This is a genomic window from Microbacterium gorillae, from assembly GCF_050990725.1.
GTDB lineage: Bacteria > Actinomycetota > Actinomycetes > Actinomycetales > Microbacteriaceae > Microbacterium > Microbacterium gorillae_A.
The window spans coordinates 672,255-690,739 of sequence record NZ_CP158844.1 but is presented as its reverse complement, the minus strand read 5'-3'; the positions used below and the strand labels follow the sequence as shown (position 1 = coordinate 690,739).

The 18,485-nt window shown below is 67.0% G+C and carries 16 protein-coding genes; 10 read left to right on the top strand and 6 right to left on the bottom strand.

The features are described from left to right. Positions 1–235 precede the first annotated feature (235 nt). The 6 genes from ABTV68_RS03070 (at position 236) to ABTV68_RS03045 (ending at position 5,591) form a co-directional block, all read left to right on the top strand. Complete coding sequence (locus ABTV68_RS03070) at positions 236–430, top strand: ferredoxin (protein WP_433676155.1); 195 nt, start codon at positions 236–238, stop codon at positions 428–430. Further along, on the top strand, positions 427–1,608 hold the full coding sequence (locus tag ABTV68_RS03065; protein WP_433676154.1) for an NAD(P)/FAD-dependent oxidoreductase: 1,182 nt from the start codon (positions 427–429) through the stop codon (positions 1,606–1,608). The genes ABTV68_RS03070 and ABTV68_RS03065 overlap by 4 nt, the downstream gene beginning before the upstream one ends. Positions 1,609–1,610: 2 nt before the next feature. Next, complete coding sequence (locus tag ABTV68_RS03060; RefSeq protein WP_433676153.1) at positions 1,611–2,867, top strand: cytochrome P450; 1,257 nt, start codon at positions 1,611–1,613, stop codon at positions 2,865–2,867. A gap of 26 nt (positions 2,868–2,893) precedes the next feature. After that, positions 2,894–3,760, top strand: a complete 867-nt coding sequence (locus ABTV68_RS03055; protein WP_433676152.1) for a helix-turn-helix transcriptional regulator — start codon at positions 2,894–2,896, stop codon at positions 3,758–3,760. 134 nt (positions 3,761–3,894) lie between these two features. Then, on the top strand, positions 3,895–4,875 hold the full coding sequence (locus tag ABTV68_RS03050; protein ID WP_433676151.1) for an aldo/keto reductase: 981 nt from the start codon (positions 3,895–3,897) through the stop codon (positions 4,873–4,875). Further along, positions 4,872–5,591, top strand: a complete 720-nt coding sequence (locus ABTV68_RS03045; RefSeq protein ID WP_433676150.1) for a creatininase family protein — start codon at positions 4,872–4,874, stop codon at positions 5,589–5,591. Before ABTV68_RS03050 ends, ABTV68_RS03045 begins: the two co-directional genes overlap by 4 nt. A 60-nt stretch (positions 5,592–5,651) precedes the next feature. Here ABTV68_RS03045 and rhaS read toward each other — a convergent pair whose 3' ends face one another. The 4 genes from rhaS to ABTV68_RS03025 form a co-directional block, all read right to left on the bottom strand. Next, complete coding sequence (gene rhaS, locus ABTV68_RS03040) at positions 5,652–6,704, bottom strand: rhamnose ABC transporter substrate-binding protein (RefSeq protein WP_433676149.1); 1,053 nt, start codon at positions 6,702–6,704, stop codon at positions 5,652–5,654. A gap of 82 nt (positions 6,705–6,786) precedes the next feature. Then, the gene (locus ABTV68_RS03035; RefSeq protein WP_433676148.1) at positions 6,787–7,845 is read right to left on the bottom strand and encodes an ABC transporter permease; all 1,059 of its coding nucleotides are present in this window, start codon (positions 7,843–7,845) and stop codon (positions 6,787–6,789) included. Then, complete coding sequence (locus tag ABTV68_RS03030; RefSeq protein ID WP_433676147.1) at positions 7,842–8,873, bottom strand: ABC transporter permease; 1,032 nt, start codon at positions 8,871–8,873, stop codon at positions 7,842–7,844. Before ABTV68_RS03030 ends, ABTV68_RS03035 begins: the two co-directional genes overlap by 4 nt. Then, positions 8,870–10,405, bottom strand: coding sequence for a sugar ABC transporter ATP-binding protein (locus tag ABTV68_RS03025; protein WP_433676146.1), 1,536 nt, complete (start codon positions 10,403–10,405; stop codon positions 8,870–8,872). The genes ABTV68_RS03030 and ABTV68_RS03025 overlap by 4 nt, the downstream gene beginning before the upstream one ends. A gap of 262 nt (positions 10,406–10,667) precedes the next feature. Between ABTV68_RS03025 and ABTV68_RS03020 the strand changes: the two genes are divergently transcribed. Beyond that, on the top strand, positions 10,668–13,097 hold the full coding sequence (locus ABTV68_RS03020) for a hypothetical protein (RefSeq protein ID WP_433676145.1): 2,430 nt from the start codon (positions 10,668–10,670) through the stop codon (positions 13,095–13,097). Between the two features lie 79 nt (positions 13,098–13,176). Here the strand turns inward: ABTV68_RS03020 and ABTV68_RS03015 are convergent, their stop codons facing one another. After that, positions 13,177–14,181 (bottom strand): LacI family DNA-binding transcriptional regulator, encoded by a 1,005-nt coding sequence (locus ABTV68_RS03015; protein WP_433676144.1) that lies wholly within the window; start codon positions 14,179–14,181, stop codon positions 13,177–13,179. A gap of 117 nt (positions 14,182–14,298) precedes the next feature. On the opposite strand from ABTV68_RS03015, the gene ABTV68_RS03010 reads away from it, so the two are divergent. The 3 genes from ABTV68_RS03010 to ABTV68_RS03000 all read left to right on the top strand — a co-directional run bounded on the left by ABTV68_RS03010 (position 14,299) and on the right by ABTV68_RS03000 (position 17,636). Then, complete coding sequence (locus ABTV68_RS03010) at positions 14,299–14,655, top strand: L-rhamnose mutarotase (RefSeq protein ID WP_433676143.1); 357 nt, start codon at positions 14,299–14,301, stop codon at positions 14,653–14,655. Continuing rightward, the gene (gene rhaI, locus ABTV68_RS03005) at positions 14,655–15,821 is read left to right on the top strand and encodes an L-rhamnose isomerase (protein WP_433676142.1); all 1,167 of its coding nucleotides are present in this window, start codon (positions 14,655–14,657) and stop codon (positions 15,819–15,821) included. Before ABTV68_RS03010 ends, rhaI begins: the two co-directional genes overlap by 1 nt. Before the next feature lie 378 nt (positions 15,822–16,199). Next, positions 16,200–17,636: a rhamnulokinase gene (locus ABTV68_RS03000; protein WP_433676141.1), complete on the top strand. Its 1,437-nt coding sequence runs from the start codon at positions 16,200–16,202 to the stop codon at positions 17,634–17,636. A gap of 19 nt (positions 17,637–17,655) precedes the next feature. Here the strand turns inward: ABTV68_RS03000 and ABTV68_RS02995 are convergent, their stop codons facing one another. Continuing rightward, positions 17,656–18,447, bottom strand: coding sequence for a GDSL-type esterase/lipase family protein (locus ABTV68_RS02995; RefSeq protein ID WP_433676140.1), 792 nt, complete (start codon positions 18,445–18,447; stop codon positions 17,656–17,658). Positions 18,448–18,485: the final 38 nt, after the last annotated feature.

Genomic DNA, 18,485 nt, shown 5'->3' with positions numbered 1-18,485 from the left:
CATGTCGATTCTGAATCGATTCATCAATGGAAGTCAAAACAGATTCTCCGTGGCACGGATCCCCACGACGTCCGAGAGCCGGTGCGGCCGGCCCCCGGCACGAGCGGCGACCCCGACCCGAACCGCGCCCGGCGCATGCTCGTCCAGTCCATGTTCTGAGTGCGGCCACCCTGGGCGATCAGCGGAGCGCCGACTTGAATTGACCGCATCGTTTCATCATCACGAAGGAGTACCGATGAGCGTTGTGGTTCAGAAGAGCGCCTGCGTCGGCGCCGGGCAGTGTGCACTCGTGGCGCCCGATGTCTTCGACCAGGATGACGACGGCATCGTGCTGCTGCTCGAGCCTGACCCGGAGGGTGCCGATCTCGATGCCGCGACACGCGCCGTGCGGCTCTGCCCGGCGCGGGCCATCAGCCTCACCTCCTCATGACCGAGCGCGTTGTCGTCGTCGGCGCCTCGATCGGTGGACTGACCGCCGCGGAGACCCTGCGACAGGAGGGCTTCGCCGGCGAGATCGTGCTGATCGGATCCGAAACCCACCTCCCCTACTCCCGCCCGCCGCTGTCGAAGCAGATTCTGCTCGGCGACTGGGAGGGCGACGAAGCCGTCATCCGCACCGCGGCCGAACTCGCCGAGCTCGGCATCCAGGTGCGCACGGGATGCCGCGCGACGGGACTCGATGTGGGCGGACGGGTGCTGCACACCGAACTGGGCGAGCTCGCCTTCGACCAGCTGATCATCGCCACGGGTACCGCACCGCGCTCCCACGCCGCCGTGCCATCCGCCCTGACGCTGCGCACCCTGGACGATGCGATCGAGCTGCGGCGACGCCTCCGATCAGCTCACCGCGTCGCGGTGATCGGCTCCGGAATCCTGGGGTCGGAGATCGCGAGCGCCGCACGCAAACACGAGGCCGAGACGTTGCTGATCGGTCGCTCCGGCTCACTCGGATTCGGCGGTGTCGGCGATCTACTCTCGGATCAGCTGATCACCCTGCACCGGGACCACGGTGTCGAGCTGTCACTGCGCGCCGAGATCGACTCGAGCAGCGTGACCGCGTCCGGAACCCTCCTGACCTTCGCCGATGGCTCATCGCGCGAGGTCGACCTCACCGTCGCGATGATCGGCGGAACGCCTCAGACGCGGTGGCTCGCTTCCTCGGGACTCGACGTCTCCGATGGCGTGGCGTGCGACGCCGTCGGCGAAGCCGTCCCCGGTATCTCGGCGGTCGGCGACGTCGCCGCCTGGACCGATCCGATCTCCGGCCGGCCGCGCCGGGTGGAACACCAGAGCTACGCCATCGAGCAGGCCATCGCCGTGGCGCTCCGTCTCCAGCACGGGCGCGACAGCATGCCGCCGGTGCCGCTGTTCTGGTCGGAGATCCACGGGGTGCGCATCAACGCCTACGGGTGGTTCGATCCCACGCACCGCCTCACCGATGAGACACCCGCCGACGAAGCCGTCGATCGCCGCGTCTACGGCAGTCGCGATGACCGCGGCGACCTGCGTGGCGTCATCGGGTGGAACGCCACCCCCCGCGCTTTCCGCGCCGCACGCGCCGCTGTCGCGACCGCGCCCCACCCCGTCCCCGTTTCTGAAGGAGCCTGACGATGTCGATCCCCACCGAATGCCCGTTCCACGCCCGCTCCCTGCCCGGCGACGGCACACCGCTGACGCCGTCGCCGCAGCTCGCCGCCTGGCGAGAAGACGGCGCCTTCATGCCGCTGGAGTTCCAGGACGGACACGAGGGGCTCGTCGCCACCCGGTATCATGCCGCCGTCGCCGTGCTGCAGGATCCGCGATTCAGCATGCGTCCGAGTCGGATGCCGGTCGGTCCCGGTGATACGACATCCGCGCACGGCGAGCGCGCCGAGGCGGAGGCGGTCCCCCTGGAGCTGCCGGGTCCACTGGATGAGGCGGGACAGGCCTCCGATGCCCTCAACCTCCTGAACCTGGACGGCGACGAGCACGCCAAGCTCCGTCGTTCCGTGATGCCCCGCTTCTCGGTACGCCAGGCGCGCTATCGCGAGGAGTGGATCCGCACGATGGTGGACGAGCAGATCGTGCACCTGCGCACCCTGGGCCCCACCGTCGACCTCTGGCGCGACTACGCCATGCACATCTCCGCGCGCACGCACTGCCACGTTCTGGGCGTGCCCGAGCACCACTACCCCGCCTTCGTCGCCCTGTTCGTCGAGCCGTCCACCGCGCAGCAGAAGTACGACTTCATCCGCGCGCTGCTGGCCGAGCGCGCGAACGACCCGGGCGAGGACGTCATCACCGACCTCCTGGCCAATCCCGACCTGGACCGGATCGAGGTGGAGGGCGTGCTGCGACTGCTGATGGGTGCGGGACGCGACTCCGTGGCCTATCTGATCGCGACCGCATCGGTGGCGCTGCTCACCCACCCGGAGCAGCTCGCCGCGCTGCGTGAGGATCCGGAGCAGATCCGGCCCGCCGTTGAGGAGTTCATGCGAGTGGGTGCCATGTTCGTGACGCTCTTCGCGCGCACCACGACCGAAGACGTGGAGATCGAGGGCGTGACGATCCCTGCGGGCACGTCGGTCGCGGTCTCGCCGGTGGCCGCGAATCGCGACCCGCGGCACTGGGGAGCGGAGAATCCGGAGGAGTTCGATGTGCACCGCGATGCGTTCGGTCACCTCGGCTTCGGCTACGGCATCCACGGCTGCATCGGCCAGCAGGTGGCTCGCGTGGAGATCCGCACCGCCATCACCGCACTGCTGGAGGCGTTTCCGAACCTCACGCTGGTGGACGCGGAGCAGCTGCGACCACAGCCGTTCGCCCACCCGGTGGCCGTGTACGAGGCGGGCGCCGTCATCGCGAGCCTGGACGGCAGCACGTCCTGAGGAGTGCCAGCACTAGCATCATCCCTGTGACAGCTGACCACCCCGCAGGCGAGCCCGTCGTCGTCGGCGCGAACTGGTACCGGTTCGCGTCGGGCGAGCGCATCGTCAACGAGCACGTGATGAGCGTGTCGTTCGTGTGGATCATCAGCGGCGGCGGCGAGATCCATGCCGGCGGACAGCGGTTCGTCGTGGACGCGCAGCACGTGGTGCGACTGCCGTGGCATCACCGTGTCGAGTACCGCGCCAACACGCGTTCGCCGTTCCACATCGGCACGCTGCACGTGGTCCCCCGCCACGACACCAGCGTCCCGGTGACCCCGCGTGTCGCGTTCCTTCCCGGTGATCCCCTGCTCGCCGATCCGGCACGTCACGGCGATGCGACGCAGTTCTCCCCCGGCGTGTCCTCCCTGCGCGCGGACGCCGCGCGGCGCATCACCCAGTACGGCACGATCGCCATCGAGCGGCTGGGTGAGGGTGGGTTCGACGAGGACTACTTCCGTGCGCTCGGTCGGCTGATCATGATCGACAACGCAGCGTGGACCTCGGACCACGCTCAGCACGCCGCCGTGCCGGGGTCGCTGGAGCTGATGATGACGTTCATCCGTCATCACATCGCCGAGCCGTTGACGGTGAAGCGGGTGGCCGAGGCGGCGAAGTGCAGCGAGACCACGGCCCAGCGACTGTTCACCCGCCACACGGGCGAATCGCTGCAGTCGTGGATCCGCCACGTGCGGCTCCAGGAGGCCGCCCGGCTACTGCGCACCACGGGGCTGCGGGTGAGCGAGGTGGCTCAGCTGGTGGGATACGTGGATCCGCTGTATTTCTCGCGGGCGTTCCGACGGGCGTTCGGTGTCGCGCCCAGCCAGTTCGCGCGCGCGACACTGCGTCCCTGAAACCGCCCGGCGGTTGATCGTCGGGTCCATGTTTCCGCGTTCCTGCATCCTGCTCGCCGCCCACGCGATCCCTAGAGTTGACTGCGATCTCGCGCAGATCTGCTGTGCGAAAACGTGAAGGAGCGTGCCCGCCCATGACAGTGCATCGACGCCCGTTCGGGCGAACCGGTTGGGAGATCAGCGAGGTGTCGTTCGGCGCCTGGCAGCTGGGTGGGCAGTGGGGACCGGTCGATGACGACCAGTCGGTGCGGACGCTGCTGGAGGCGTACGAACGCGGTGTGAACTTCGTCGACACTGCGCAGATGTACGGCACGGGTCACAGCGAGGAGGTGGTGGGGCGGTCGCTGCGCGAGTGGCGCGGCGAGCGCATCCATGTGGCCACGAAGGTGCAGCCCCCGGTCTGGCCTCATCCCTCCGTCGAGGATCCCGACATCGCCGCGGCGTATCGACCGGAGTACCTTCGCGATCAGGTCGAGCAGTCGCTGCGACGCCTCGGCGTGGAGCGCATCGACCTGTACCAGCTGCACTGCTGGATGCCCGGCGGGATGCGGGATCGGGGATGGCTCCACACACTGCGGGAGTTGCAGGCGGAGGGGAAGATCGAGCGGATCGGCGTCTCGCTGCGCGACTATCGCGCCGATGAGGGCGTGGAGCTCGCTCGCTCCGGACTCGTGGATTCGATCCAGGTGATCTACAACATCTTCGAGCAGCAGCCGGACGCCGAGCTGTTCCCTGCTGCTCTCGCCTCCGAGACGGCGATCATCGCCCGTGTGGCTCTGGATTCGGGCTCACTCGGTGGCACCTGGACGGCCGACACCTACGACTCGTGGCCGGACGGCTCGCAGCTGAAGACGATGTTCCGCGGGGAGCGCTTCGCCGAGACCGTGGAGCGCGTCGCCGCGGTGAAGGAGGTCACGTCGCCGTTCTACGACGGACTCGATGAGGCAGCCGTGCGGTTCGTGCTGGACTCCCCGGCCGTCTCCACCACGATCGTCGGCATGACGTCGTCGACCCGGCTCGCACGCAACCTGTCGTTCGGCGACGGCGCCGGACTCGCGCCCGGCCTCCGCAAGCGACTGGCCGGCTTCGGCTGGGAGAGGAACTACTACGTATGAGCACCGGATCAGCGGCCGTCGAACGGCTGAGTCCCGCCGAGATCGAGAATCGTCTTGCGCGGGCCTCGGTGGCGTATCTGCCCCTCGGTTCCCTGGAGTTCCATGGACCGCACCTGCCGATCGGACTCGACGCACTCACCGCGCACGGCATCTGCCTGCGCGCCGCGGAGCTCGCCGGAGGGATCGTGCTGCCGCCCTTCTATCAGGGCATCGGTGGTGAGCACAGCCGCTATCCGTGGACGCTGATGAGCGAACAGCCGGGGGCGATCGAGACCCTGCTCGGGGAGACCCTGGGCCGGCTCGATGAGCTCGGGGTGCGTCACGCCGTCCTTCTGAGCGGACACTTCGCCGACGAGCAGCGCGGCCTCGTCACCCGCATCGCCGATCGCTGGAACGCCGCGGGCCGTGAGCTCCGTGCCGTCGCTCGCACGATCGGTCAGGTGCCGGAACCTCCGGTGCAGCCCGATCACGCGGGACGCTTCGAGTCCCTGCTGCTGCACGCGATCGATCCCGCGCTGGTGCACGTCGATCGCCTTCCGGATCCCGTCGCCTTCCCCGCGCCGGCGGGCGAAGACCAGTACGGCCCGGGTCGTCACGACACTGCTCACCCGCTGCACGGTGTGTTCGGCGCCGACCCCCGTGGTCTCGACACGGAGGCGGCCGAACCCCTGCTGGCGCATCTCGCCGCCTGGGTGGCGTCGCTCACCTCCCCCTGAGCGCAACGAAACATCGCCCCGGCCAAGCGGCCGGGGCGATGTTCTGTGTTCGTCGACGAATCAGAAGTCGAAGTCGTCGATGTTGTCAGCGTTGAACACGTACGGGTCGCCGAGCAGCACCGTGGCATCGGCACCCACCGTGAAGGAGCCGAGCTTGCCCGCCTCGAAGGTGTCACCCTCCTTGCCCGTGATGGTGCCGGAGATCAGCGCGTCTGCCGCGTAGGCGGAGAGGTAGCCGAGGTCCTCCGGGTTCCACAGCGCGAACGCGGTGACGGTGCCGTCCTTGACGTACTCGCGCATCTGGTTCGGCGTGCCGAGGCCCGTGAGCGCCACCTTGCCCTTGTAGTTCGAGGTGGAGAGGTAACGGGCGGCGGCCGAGATGCCGATGGTCGTGGGCGAGATGATGCCCTTCAGGTCCGGGTGCGACTGCAGCACGGCGGCGGTCTTGTCGAACGAGACCTGCTCGTCGTCGTCACCGTAGACCACGTCCACCAGCTTGATGTTCGGGTGGTCCGACGCGAGGAGCGTCTTCATGATGTCGATCCACGCGTTCTGGTTGGTCGCGTTGGCGGTCGACGACACGATCGCGATCTCGCCCGCGTCACCGATCTGCTCGGCGATCAGGTCGATCTGCGCCTTCGCGATGCCCTCGGCCGTGGCCTGGTTGACGAACAGGTCGCGGCACTCGGGGTTGGTATCGGAGTCGAAGGTGACCACCTTGACACCCGCGCTGCGAGCCTCGTCGAGAGCGTCACAGATCGCCTTGGGGTCGTTCGCCGACACCACGAGGGCGCCCACACCCTGCTGGGTGGCGGTGTTGATGTAGCTCACCTGAGCATCGGGGGTGGACTCTGCGGGGCCGACCTCGGCGAACGTGCCGCCGAGCTCCTCCACCGCTGCCTTGCCACCCTTGCTGGAGGTGTCGAAGTAGGGGTTTCCGAGGCTCTTCGGCAGGAACGTGATCGACAGGTTCTCGCTCGATCCGCCACCACCGCCTGCGGAGCCCGTGGACTCGCCGGCCGGGGTGCCGGTGTCGGCACAGCCGCTGAGGGCGAGCGCCGCGGCGACCACGACAGCCGCGACGGCGGCGACACGCTTGCGTGCAAACTTCATTGTTCTCTTCCTTTTCGGGTCGTGTGGACTTTTCGGGTCGTGTGGACGGCCGGGGCGGGTGCCGTCGGCCGGGGACGCAGCGTCAGGATGCTGTGGATGCTGCGACGCGTGGGAGACGGCCGGGCCGTCGTCGGGCTCTCTGCACCCAGGCCAGCAGGCTGGCGCCCACCACGGAGAGCACGAGCAAGGCACCGGTGATCACATTGATCACGTCGGAGGTCACGTTGGCCAGTCGGAGAGCGCTGGAGAGCACGCCGATCAGCAGCACCGCGGCGACCACACCGTAGAGCTGGCCGCGACCGCCGAACACGGACACCCCGCCGAGCACCACGGCGGCGATCACTTGGAGTTCCAGTCCCGTCGCGTTGTCGCCTCGCGCGCTGCCGAAGCGCAGCGTGAAGAAGATGCCGGCGAAGGCAGCGACCAGGCCGGAGAGCAAGAACAGCACGAACTTGGTGCGCTCAACATGGATGCCGGAGAAGCGGGCGGCGTCCTTGGAGAGGCCGATGGCGTAGATGCCGCGTCCGAACGGGGTGAAGTGCAGCATGATCACGAACACCACGAGCAGGATCACGAAGGGCACCATGATGTACGGGATGGTGGTGCCGGCGATCTTCGCCTTCGCCAGTGCGGTCCACAGCTCCGGGAAGTCGGTCACGGCCGTGGTGCCGAGGACGCCCACCGCGAGCCCGCGGAACAACGCCAGGGTGCCGATGGTCACGGCGAGTGATGGCAGCCCCACCACGGTCACCAGGAATCCGTTGACCGCGCCGCCGATCGCGCCCACGAGGAGGGCGAGCAGGGCGGCCACCTCGAACGGCAGCCCGGCCTGGACGCCGGCGCCGGTGACCACGCTGGCGAGGCCCACCATGCTCCCCACCGACAGGTCGATCTCTCCGGTGATCATGATGAGGGTCATCGGCAGGGCGATGAGCAGAATCGGGGCGACATCCAGCAGCAGGTAGTTGAGCGTGATGGGCTGGCCGAAGCCACGGACCGCCACGGTCGCGTACAGCGTCACCAGGATGAGCAGCGCGACGATGCCGCTCTCTCGCGAGATCAGGACGCGCCGCCAGAGTGGCTTCTCGAAGTCGTGCGAGACCCGGTTGGTCGACGCGGATGCGGTGTTGGCGATGGTCATGACTGATCCCTTGCTTCGATGAGCCGCTGTCGCTGCCGAACCGCGAGCCAGCGGTCCAGCACGATCGCACCGATGATGAGCGCGCCCACCACGGCGCGCTGCCAGAAGTCGGGGATGCCGAGGATCGGCAGGGCCCGGTTGATGGTCATCAGCAGCATCGCGCCGATGGCCGCTCCCCACACGGTGCCGACGCCACCGGTGATGGCGACGCCGCCGATGACGGCCGCTCCCACGGCGTCGAGCTCCCATCCGGCTCCGGCCTGCGAGCTGACCGTGCCATACCGGGCGACGTAGAAGACACCGGCCAGCCCGGCGAGAGCACCCGACAGCACGAACGCGGTGAGCACGCGACGCGTGACCTTGAGGCCGTACAGCTCGGCGGCCGCGGGGTCGGAGCCGATGGCGTAGTACTCGCGTCCGCCTCGGGTGTTGCGCATATACCAGGCGGCGATCACCAGGAGGATCACCGCCACGATCGCGAGGATCGGGATCGTGAGCAGCTGTCCGGTGCCGACGGCCAGGAAGTCCTTGGGGATGTCGGACGCGTTCACGCGCGTGGAGCCCGCCCACATCACGTTGATGCCGCGGTAGGCGTAGAGCGTGCCCAGCGTGATCACCATGGCGGGAACCCGGGCGTAGGCCACCAGGGCTCCATTGATCAGCCCGAGCACACCGCCGAAGGCGACCGCCAGGATCACCACCACCGGCACCGGGAGGGCCGGGGCGTCGATGAACAGGCGTCCCGCGAGGTAGGCGGACAGTCCCATCACCGAGCCGACCGAGAGGTCGACGTTTCGGGTGATGATCACGATCGCCTGCCCGATGGCCACCAGCACGAGGATCGACGGGGTCAACAGCAGATCGCGCCAGCCGTCGGCGCTGAGAAGGAAGCTGGGGTTCTTCACGGTGGCGGCGGCCACCACGATTGCCAGGGCGATCAGGATGCCGAACTCGCGCGCCTTGCCGAGTGCGCCGATGTTCTTGGTGAGACCCGAGACGGGGATCCGGGTGGTGGACGGGGCGGTCATGCGTGCTGCTCCGATGCGTGCGTGGCGGCGAACATCACGTTCTCGCTGGTGGCCTGGGCCCGGTCGATCTCCGCCGTGATGCGGCCTTCACGCATCACAAGGACGCGGTCGGCCATGCCGAGCACTTCGGGAAGCTCCGACGAGATCATCAGGATGCCCATGCCCCGACCGGCGAGTTCGGACAGCAGACGGTGCACCTCCGACTTGGTTCCGACGTCGATGCCGCGGGTGGGCTCATCGATGATCAACACGTCGGGCTCGGTGGCCAGCCACTTGGCCAGCACCACCTTCTGCTGGTTGCCGCCGGAGAGCGTCGCCGCCACCGTGTCCAGCGCGTGCGCCTTCACCTCGAGTCGGCTCGCCCACACGCGTGCGGCGTTGTTCTCCATGCCGGTGGTGAGCAGGCCGAAGCGGGCGAGACCACGGCGGATCGCCATCGTGATGTTGCGTCCCACGCCGGAATCGACGACGAGTCCCTGCTTGCGTCGGTCCTCGGGCACCAGCGCGATGCCGGCGCGCATCGCGTCCACCGGTCTGCCTCGGCGGACCGGGGCCCCCCGCATGCTGACACTGCCCTCCTGGTAGCCGTCCACACCGAACACGGCGCGTGCGACTTCGCTGCGTCCCGCGCCGACCAGGCCGGCGAGTCCCACGATCTCCCCCGCGCGCACGGTGAAGCTGATGTCGTGGAAGACGCCCTGGCTGGTGAGGTTCGTCACCTCCAGCAGGGGTTCGCCGATCGCAGCCTCGGTCTTCGGGAAGAGTTCGGTGACGTCGCGTCCCACCATCTGGCGCACAAGTTCCGACGGCGTCGTATCGGCGATCGCCATCGTGGAGATGTACGCGCCGTCGCGCATCACGGTGACGGTGTCGCACAGCGCGAAGACCTCGTCGAAGCGATGGGAGATGAAGATGAGTCCGCGTCCCTCGTCGCGCAGGCTCCGCGCGATACTGAACAGCCGCTCGACCTCCACACCCGACAGGGCCGCGGTCGGCTCGTCCATCACGAGGAGCTTCGCGTCGAGGGAGACGGCCTTCGCGATCTCGATCACCTGCTGATCGGCGATCGAGAGGCCCTCCGCGGGGCGGTCGGGATCGATCGCGACGCCGAGGCGGGTGAACAGCCGCTCCACCTCGTGGCGCATCGCGCGACGGTCGATCTTGCCGAATCGGCCCGTCAGCTGGCGACCCATGAAGATGTTCTCCGTGACGGAGAGGTCGGGAAACAGCGTCGGCTCCTGGTAGATCACCGCGACGCCGGCGGCCTTCGCCTGCGCGGTCGTGGCGAAGTCAACGTCCTCGCCGTCCAGGCGAAGCTCCCCGCTGTCGCGGCGATACAGACCTGCCACGATCTTCACCAGCGTGGACTTCCCGGCTCCGTTCTCGCCGATCAGCGCGTGAATGGAACCGGCCTGCACACGCAGTGTTCCGGAGCGCAGTGCCAGCACCGCGCCGAAGGACTTGGCCACGTTGGCCAGCTCGAGAACGACAGGAGCATCGCTCCCTGGCACAGCTGCGTCGCTGGTCTGCACGGCTTCCTCCACGATGAGGTATCACGCGAATCTGAATCGATTCATGTTCGAGTGCTGCCACTGTACTGCATGGACTATCGACCCGGTCAAATCACAAATCGGCAACGCTCGACACGTCCATGAAAGTGACGGATGAAGCCATGTCGCCCGCACGCGCCGGACGTACTGTGGGGGAGCCGAGTACCACGCCGTGCGGACAACCGCTTCGGCAGGAAGGCTGCCCGAAAGGAACCTATGTCAGAGGGGCGTGATTCCATATGACATGGCCTCCAAGTCTAAGCGCCTGAAAGCGCGAGCGAAGAAGCGGCGGCATCTGCCCAAGGTACAAACGACCGCACAGGCAGATCCCTACGTTGAATTCATAGCGCAGTCCGCGGGTACGTTGCAGTCGCTAATCGCTGACCTCAACACTGAGGGTGATTTCGAAGAGAACTTAGAGAGGAGGTTCGCTGACTGTGTTGAAGAGCTTGCTGCCATAGGTTCGCGCTTCACGCCAGTCAGGCTGGCTGAAACCGCTCGACTGGCGTACTTTCCGTTCACACAAGCCGATGAGATTGTCGCGAATCGCGACGGGGGTGCCTGGCGTGTGGAGTTGCTAGTCCTGCTCGCGATGGCGGGTCGCGCACAGGACGAGGCGGTCATTTCGTCCGCTAGGCCGAATGAGATGTCCGCTGCGATTCAGGAGGTGATGCCGCTTCTAGATGAAGTCACGAACCTCGCTTGGCTCCGTACGGTTCGTACCACTGACCCGGACTCCTCGCTGGGCTCATTGCCTCTCGGCGTACAGGGGGCAGAGGTGGCAATGCGCAACTCGTCATACGCGGATGTTCTACAGGCGACAGCGGTCGAGTTGCTAGACAGCAACCCGGCTGTACGTACCGCGCTGGAAAGCGGTCTGGGGTTCACGGCCACCGAAGCACTTATTGTCCTGAACGCTTGTCATTCCGCTCAAGTGGAGGATCTGAACATACGAGGGAACCGGTTCGCGCAGTCACTGACGGAGCTCAATGAGGGGTCCGGTGATGACGTTCCAGGCCTGGCTGCAGTCGCAGCGAACATACTGATGTCGATGTTCGAGCCATCCGCGGAGCAAGTCACGGTGAGCATCAGCGACCTTGTCGCGAAGACGGGCCTCTCCTCGGAACGCGTCGGACGGGTAACTTCGTTCTTTACGCTTGATGTATCAGGGATTACAGCTTTGGAGGCTGCACAGCGGTTCGTTCGGGGGGACAACCCGTGGCGACGCAGCCCCCTACTCTCGAGCGGCGCGGGCCGGCTGATGTTGCTTCATGAGGCACACACGGGACCAGCAGTGAGGGAACGGCTAGAGGAGTACCTCAAATCAAAGCATGATGTATGGGACATCTACGCAAAGCACCGAGGAGAGGTCCTCGAGCATCGGGTGTTGCGTGCAGTCCAAAGAATCCTTCCCTCGGCGACGTACCGGAACGGGTTCGAGTTCTTTGTACCGGCAACGGAAGCCCAGAAGGAGGCAGGCTCCGTCGAAAGATACACCAAGCGCGTGGAGTGCGATCATCTCGTGCTCGTCGATGATGTGGCGTTTGTCATCGAAGACAAGGCGGTCGCATTCAGTGCTCTTTCGCGATCCGGGAAGACTACTCGGCAGCTCGGTGACCTCCGACGCATCATCACTAATGCGGCAGAGCAGGCAGGACGGGTGCGCTCCGGGATCATTAATGACGGCGGGCTGCGCATACACGGGGAGGGGTGGGTGGACCTCACCCACATACGGGAGGTCCACACCATCGCGGTCAGCCTCGATGATGTCCCCACTGTGTTCACGGCCACCGCGGAGCTAGTTGATGCCGGGCTTATCGATCTGGACAACGTCCCTTGGACGGTGTCGCTACATGATTTCGAACTGATCGCCGAACTCGTAGACCGACCTGCGGAATTTCTCCTCTATCTTCGGCGGCGACGGGACCCCATGACGACTGTGATGTTCGTGGCAGCGGATGAGCTCGATCTATTCCTCTACTTTTACGAGGCTGGACTGTGGGTTGAACCCGATCCCGTCCTAGTCAAGGAAGCGTTCCCGTTCTTGCCTGACCCGAGTCCGGGTACTCTACGACGCTTTCGGCAGCAGACACCTGCAATTATTACGAGCAGGACAGACGCGCTGGATCGTTGGCACCTCACCCGCGATACCAACCCGCGCGCACCGAAACCTTCGATGCCGTCGACGAGCATAATGGCCCTCATCGACGAGTTGCACCGGCGCGAGAGCTACGGGTGGTTGAGCGTTGGGGCGACGCTACTGTCCGGAAACGTGACCGCGCAGGAGTCGTTCGCGCGGAATGCAAAGAACCTGCTGGACAACCCAGACCCGCTTGGCCGCGGTCGTAGCATGACTGTTCCGATCGCCGGGAGCGTCAACCCAGAGGAGGGTTGGCTGCTGGTGTGGGCGGTCAAGCCCCCCGGCCCTTCGCTTATGGTCTGGGAAACGCATCTGCGGAGCTACATGAAGGCCAAAGGCCACCAACTGCGGATCCCCCGGGTTGCAGCCCTTGCATACGACGAGGTGACTCGCGAGCTCATCGCTATGTACTACGAAGGCGAGACCAGCGCGCTCGATCCTTCGTCAACGGCATCGCTCCAGCGGCTGCGTCCGGCATCATCCTTTCAGTCACGGCTACCTCCATCCGCGAAGCACCGACCACGATCGACATGACCGACGCCGTCGACTCGTGAGGTACTACCGGCCGCCCGCCTGAACGAACATGTCGAAGGGGTAGGTGGTCCGACCAGCTCTAGCCGCGGGTGGAGGCTCGGACGACCAGCTCGGGCCGGAAGCGGACCCGGCGCGGCGGTTCATTCGGCGACGCCACAGCTTCCAGCAGCAGCTCCACCGCCACCCCCCCCATCTCGTGCGCTGGTTGGCGCACGGAGGTGAGCGGCACCACCGTGGACTGGGCGAAGTCGATGTCGTCGTAGCCGATCAACGCGAGATCGTCGGGAATGCGGATGTCGCCCAGCAGAGAAGCGCCCTGCATCACGCCGACAGCGAGCAGGTCGTTCGCACAGAACACCGCGTCGGGCCGTTCATCGGCGGGACGATGCGCGATGGCCTCTCCCGCGGCGCGACCGGCGAGCACCGTCATGGCATCCTGCTCGATCACCTCGAGCACGGCATCGGGGTGCTCCTCGAGCGCGCGACGCGCTCCGGCGAGGCGATCGGAGACCTGGCGGATCGAGAGCGGCCCGCCCACGAAGGCGATCCGTCGCCGACCGAGCGCCAGCAGGTGCGATGCGGCGAGGTGGCCACCCTCCAGGTCGTCGACCGAGACCGATGGCACCGCAGTATCGGGCAGCTCAGCATCCACCAGAACGAGGGGGATGTTCGCCTCGGCGAGCCGCGCCACAGCGGCCGTGTCGTCCGCGGTGGGGGTGAGGAGCACGCCGTTGACGCGCTGTTCGCGGAACAGGTCGATGTACGCGGCCTCGCGGATGTCGCTCTGATCGCTGTTGCCGAGGAGAACCGACATCCCCTCGGCGGCGGCCCGTTCCTCGGCGCCGCGGGCGACCTGAGCGAAGAACGGGTTTGCACTGTCCAGCACGACCAGTCCGATGGAGCGGCTGCGCCCGGCCCGCAGCTGGCGCGCCGCGTCATTGCGCACGAAGCCGAGCTCCTCGATGGCCGCTTGCACCCGCTCGACCGTGGCCGCCGCGACCTTGTGTGGACGGTTGAGCACGTTCGAGACAGTCCCCACCGACACGGACGCCGCCTGGGCGACATCTTTCACGCTGACCGTCACGACGACCGTTCCTCCTCGGGGGCGCTTGACTGCCCCGAACACTCAGACTATCGTCGTGAAACGATTCAGATTTGTCCAGCGCCCTGTCGTCACCCGCGGCTCACACAAAGGAGTGCCATGTCCCGCTACGCCTTCATCCTGCAGGTGCGGCCCGAAATGCTCGACGAGTACATCGCGCGGCACAGCCCCGTGTGGCCGGAGATGCTCACCGAGATCGCCGCCGCCGGGCGGCGCAACTACTCGATCTTCCTCGACCGCGAACACAGCACGCTGTTCGGCAGCTACGAGTGCGATGACGAAGAAGCCGCTCGGGCGTACCTGGCAGCGTCTGAGGTCGCCAGCCGATGGGAAGCGGACATGGCGCCGTTCTTCATCGGTCTCGAGGGGCGGGCGGATCAGGCCGCGACCCCCCTCGCCGAAGTCTTCAACCTGGAGCAGCAGCTCCAGGCCATCCCCAGCGAAAGCGAGAACTGATGTCGTCCCTCACCCCGGAAACCCTCTCCGAACTGGAGAAGCAGTCGATCGAGCTGCCGTCATGGGCGTTCGGAAACTCCGGAACCCGGTTCAAGGTGTTCGGCACCGCCGGCACCCCGCGTGACCCGTTCGAGAAGATCGCCGACGCCGCCGAGGTGAATCGCCTCACCGCGCTGGCCCCGTCCGTGGCGCTGCACATCCCGTGGGATCTGGTCGACGACTTCGGCGCGCTGCGTCGCCACGCGGAGGACCTCGGTGTCAGCCTCGGGACGATCAACTCGAACACGTTCCAGGACGACGACTACAAGTTCGGCGCCCTCACGCACGAGGACCCCCGTATCCGTCAGAAGGCGATCGATCACCACTTCGAGTGCATCGACGTGATGGACGCCACCGGCTCCCGCGACCTGAAGATCTGGCTGGCCGAGGGGTCGAACTACCCGGGTCAGGCTGATCTGCGTGGTCGCCAGGACCGCCTGCACGAGTCCCTCCAGAAGATCTACGACCGTCTGACGGGTGAGCAGCGCCTGGTGCTGGAGTACAAGTTCTTCGAGCCGGCGTTCTACCACACCGATGTTCCGGACTGGGGGACGTCGTACGCCCAGGTGGCCGCTCTCGGCGACCGCGCCATGGTCTGCCTCGACACCGGCCACCACGCGCCGGGCACCAACATCGAGTTCATCGTGATGCAGCTCATGCGCCTCGGAAAGCTCGGCTCGTTCGACTTCAACTCGCGTTTCTACGCCGACGACGACCTCATCGTGGGTGCCGCCGACCCGTTCCAGCTGTTCCGCATCCTCTTCGAGGTGATCCGCGGCGGCGCGCTGAACAACCCCGACGTCGCCTTCATGCTCGACCAGTGCCACAACGTGGAGAACAAGATCGCCGGCCAGATCCGCTCGGTGCTCAACGTGCAGGAGATGACCGCACGTGCGCTGTCGGTGGACACCGACGCTCTGCGCGCGGCCCAGGTGTCCGGCGACGTGCTCGGCGCCAACGCCGTGTTCATGGACGCCTTCTACACCGACGTCCGCCCCGCTCTCGCCGACTGGCGTGAGTCCCGCGGTCTCCCCCGCGACCCGATGGCAGCCTTCGCCGCGTCGGGGTACCAGGAGAAGATCGAGGCCGACCGCGTCGGCGGCCAGCAGGCCGGCTGGGGCGCGTAAGTTCTCAGACGCGACGGGCGGGGTCGGTGTTTCGGCTCCGCCCTTCGCCCCCCCTTCATCCCCGCCTCCGGCTCCACGTCGACATCGCGCAACGACTGGTCTTAGAAGCCGTCGACGGCGATGGACCCAAACACCCCAACTGAGACCACCGTCCGCATTGGTCTCAGAAGAGGTGAGACACCAGCGCCGAAACAGCGGCAGCTGAGACCACCGGCCCGGCACCACCGTCAGCGCACGTCGTCGAGTGCCGTCGCCTCGGCGAAGCGCTCGTCGGCGGCATGGTACAGCTCATGCTGGCGGGGGTCGGGAGGGAACTCCGCCCGATCGCCCAATAATGTATCGTTTCAATACGCCGTACTCCGAGATCTCCGAGGGACCATGAACGCTGCCGAATCCTCCCGCGCCATCGCCGTCGCGGCCGTCGATCTGGGCGCCACCAGCGGCCGCGTGATCGTGGGTCGCGTGGGTGCAGACACCCTGGAGATGACGTCGGTGGCGCGCTTTCCCAACGGCCCCGTACCGCTGGCGTCCGGCCTGCACTGGGACCTCACCGCCCTGTACGCGCATGTGATGGAGGGCCTGCGCGCGGCGCTGCGCGAGGCACCGGAGATCACATCGATCGGCATCGACTCCTGGGCCGTGGACTACGCGCTGCTGCGCGGCGAGCGCATGCTCGGCGAGCCGTTCCACTACCGCGACGAGCGCACGGCGGTGGGCGTCGACCGCGTGCACGAGCGCGTGTCCTACGACGAGCTCTTCTCCCGCAACGGCCTGCAGTTCCTCCCCTTCACCACGCTCTATCAGCTCGCCGCGGAGGATTCCGCCGTCCTCGATATCGCCGACGACCTGCTGCTCATCCCGGATCTGCTCGCCTTCCAGCTCACGGGCGAGCGAGTGGCCGAGCGCACCAATGCCTCGACCACCGGACTTCTGAATGCGACGACGGGCGAATGGGACGAAGAGCTCATCACCACCCTGGGCATCGACCGCTCACTGCTCGCGAAGCTCATCTCACCGGACGAGACCATCGGCACGCTGCGGGACGATGTGGCGGCGGCTCTCGGTGCAACGGCACCGGTGCACGTCACCGCGGTCGGCTCCCACGACACCGCCTCCGCGGTGGTCGCTGTCCCGATGGACCCCACCACCGCCGCCTACATCTCCTGCGGCACCTGGGGGCTGGTGGGCGTGGAGGTCCCCTCCCCCGTGCTCACCGATGAGGCGCGCGAGGCGCGCTTCACCAACGAGGGCGGCGTCGACGGTCGCATCCGCCTGTTGCACAACGTGATGGGCCTGTGGGTGTTGAGCGAGACGGTTCGCGGATGGGAGCGTGAGGGCACGACGATCGAGCTGCCCGCGCTTCTGTCCGAGGCCGCCGCCGTCACGGAGGACGTCCCGGTCTTCGACGTGGACGACCCGCGCTTCCTGCCCCCGGGTGATATGCCCGCGCGCATCGCGGACTGGTTCGCCGAGCACGGCGTCCCGGCACCGACGGGCCGCGCGGCGATCACGCGGAGCATCATCGAGTCCCTCGCTCAGGCCTTCGCCGACACGGCGCGCACCGCGGCCCGACTCGGCGACGTGGACCTGCAGACGATTCACCTGGTGGGCGGCGGGGCACTCAACGACCTGCTGTGCCAGCGCACCGCCGATCGCTCCGGGCTGCCGGTGCTGGCAGGTCCCGTGGAAGCGACGGCGCTCGGCAACATCCTCGTCCAGGGGCGCGCGGCGGGCGCCATCAGCGGCGATCTCCAGACGCTCCGCGACCTCGTGGCACGCACGCACCCGCCCCGCCGTTTCACTCCCGCCATGTGAACCTCCGGGGCAAGGGGGCTCAGACGCAGGGAATCTCGTCCCAGCCGTCGGCCAGCAGCCGGTCGCGGATCACCTTCGAGAAGATCTTGTAGCCGTCCGTGTTCAGGTGGATTCCGTCCGGACGGAACAGCGCGGCGTTGGGGGCGCTGCCGCCGCCGAGCAGCGGAGTCTCGGTGTCGATGAAGCGCAGCGGTCCGTCCGGGGTCGCCAGAGCCGCGATCGCCGCGCTGACGGCGTCGACCTCTTTCCCGTTGCGGGCACGCGCGGGGACATCGTTGATCGACACGAAGTAGATCACGACGTTCGGCAGATGCTGACGCGCCTCATCCGCGAATGCGCGCACGTCGGCGACCACATCGGCGGGCTTGGTGCCGATCGCCACGTCGTTCGCCCCGGAATAGAGCACGATGACGTCCGGCTCCACGGTCGGAATGATCCGGCGCACGTACAGCAGCTGATCCTTCATCGTGGTCGCCCCCATGCCGATGTTCTCCGTGCGCAGCGGCTTGAGGTCCGTGTCGGAGCTCTTCCACTCGTCCACGGTGGAGCTTCCGGTGAGCAGGATCAGCGGCTTCTCCTGCGGGGTGCAGATGGCGGTGATCGGCTTCGGTGATGGGGTGCCGACACTGCGCGGAAGGGGCGGTTCCGCGCGCGTCACCGCGATCTCCGGAAGCCGAGACCACCAACCGACACCGGCGCCGATCCCCAGCAGCAGAACGGCCGTCAGAACGGATCCGACGAGGATGCGCAGCACCCGCCAGATCTGTCGTGGCGGACGCGCATGAGCAGCATGAGCCAGTCGTGCGCCCATCAACCCCTCCTCACCGTTCCACCCTAAGTGTCGGCAGG

What these genes read in the sequence shown, in the direction of transcription:
- ABTV68_RS03070 (WP_433676155.1), top strand. Translation starts at nt 236, where the DNA reads ATGAGCGTTGTGGTTCAGAAGAGCGCCTGCGTCGGCGCCGGGCAGTGT.
- ABTV68_RS03065 (WP_433676154.1), top strand. Translation starts at nt 427, where the DNA reads ATGACCGAGCGCGTTGTCGTCGTCGGCGCCTCGATCGGTGGACTGACC.
- ABTV68_RS03060 (WP_433676153.1), top strand. Translation starts at nt 1,611, where the DNA reads ATGTCGATCCCCACCGAATGCCCGTTCCACGCCCGCTCCCTGCCCGGC.
- ABTV68_RS03050 (WP_433676151.1), top strand. Translation starts at nt 3,895, where the DNA reads ATGACAGTGCATCGACGCCCGTTCGGGCGAACCGGTTGGGAGATCAGC.
- ABTV68_RS03045 (WP_433676150.1), top strand. Translation starts at nt 4,872, where the DNA reads ATGAGCACCGGATCAGCGGCCGTCGAACGGCTGAGTCCCGCCGAGATC.
- rhaS (WP_433676149.1), bottom strand. Translation starts at nt 6,704, where the DNA reads ATGAAGTTTGCACGCAAGCGTGTCGCCGCCGTCGCGGCTGTCGTGGTC.
- ABTV68_RS03035 (WP_433676148.1), bottom strand. Translation starts at nt 7,845, where the DNA reads ATGACCATCGCCAACACCGCATCCGCGTCGACCAACCGGGTCTCGCAC.
- ABTV68_RS03030 (WP_433676147.1), bottom strand. Translation starts at nt 8,873, where the DNA reads ATGACCGCCCCGTCCACCACCCGGATCCCCGTCTCGGGTCTCACCAAG.
- ABTV68_RS03020 (WP_433676145.1), top strand. Translation starts at nt 10,668, where the DNA reads ATGGCCTCCAAGTCTAAGCGCCTGAAAGCGCGAGCGAAGAAGCGGCGG.
- ABTV68_RS03010 (WP_433676143.1), top strand. Translation starts at nt 14,299, where the DNA reads ATGTCCCGCTACGCCTTCATCCTGCAGGTGCGGCCCGAAATGCTCGAC.
- rhaI (WP_433676142.1), top strand. Translation starts at nt 14,655, where the DNA reads ATGTCGTCCCTCACCCCGGAAACCCTCTCCGAACTGGAGAAGCAGTCG.
- ABTV68_RS03000 (WP_433676141.1), top strand. Translation starts at nt 16,200, where the DNA reads ATGAACGCTGCCGAATCCTCCCGCGCCATCGCCGTCGCGGCCGTCGAT.
- ABTV68_RS02995 (WP_433676140.1), bottom strand. Translation starts at nt 18,447, where the DNA reads ATGGGCGCACGACTGGCTCATGCTGCTCATGCGCGTCCGCCACGACAG.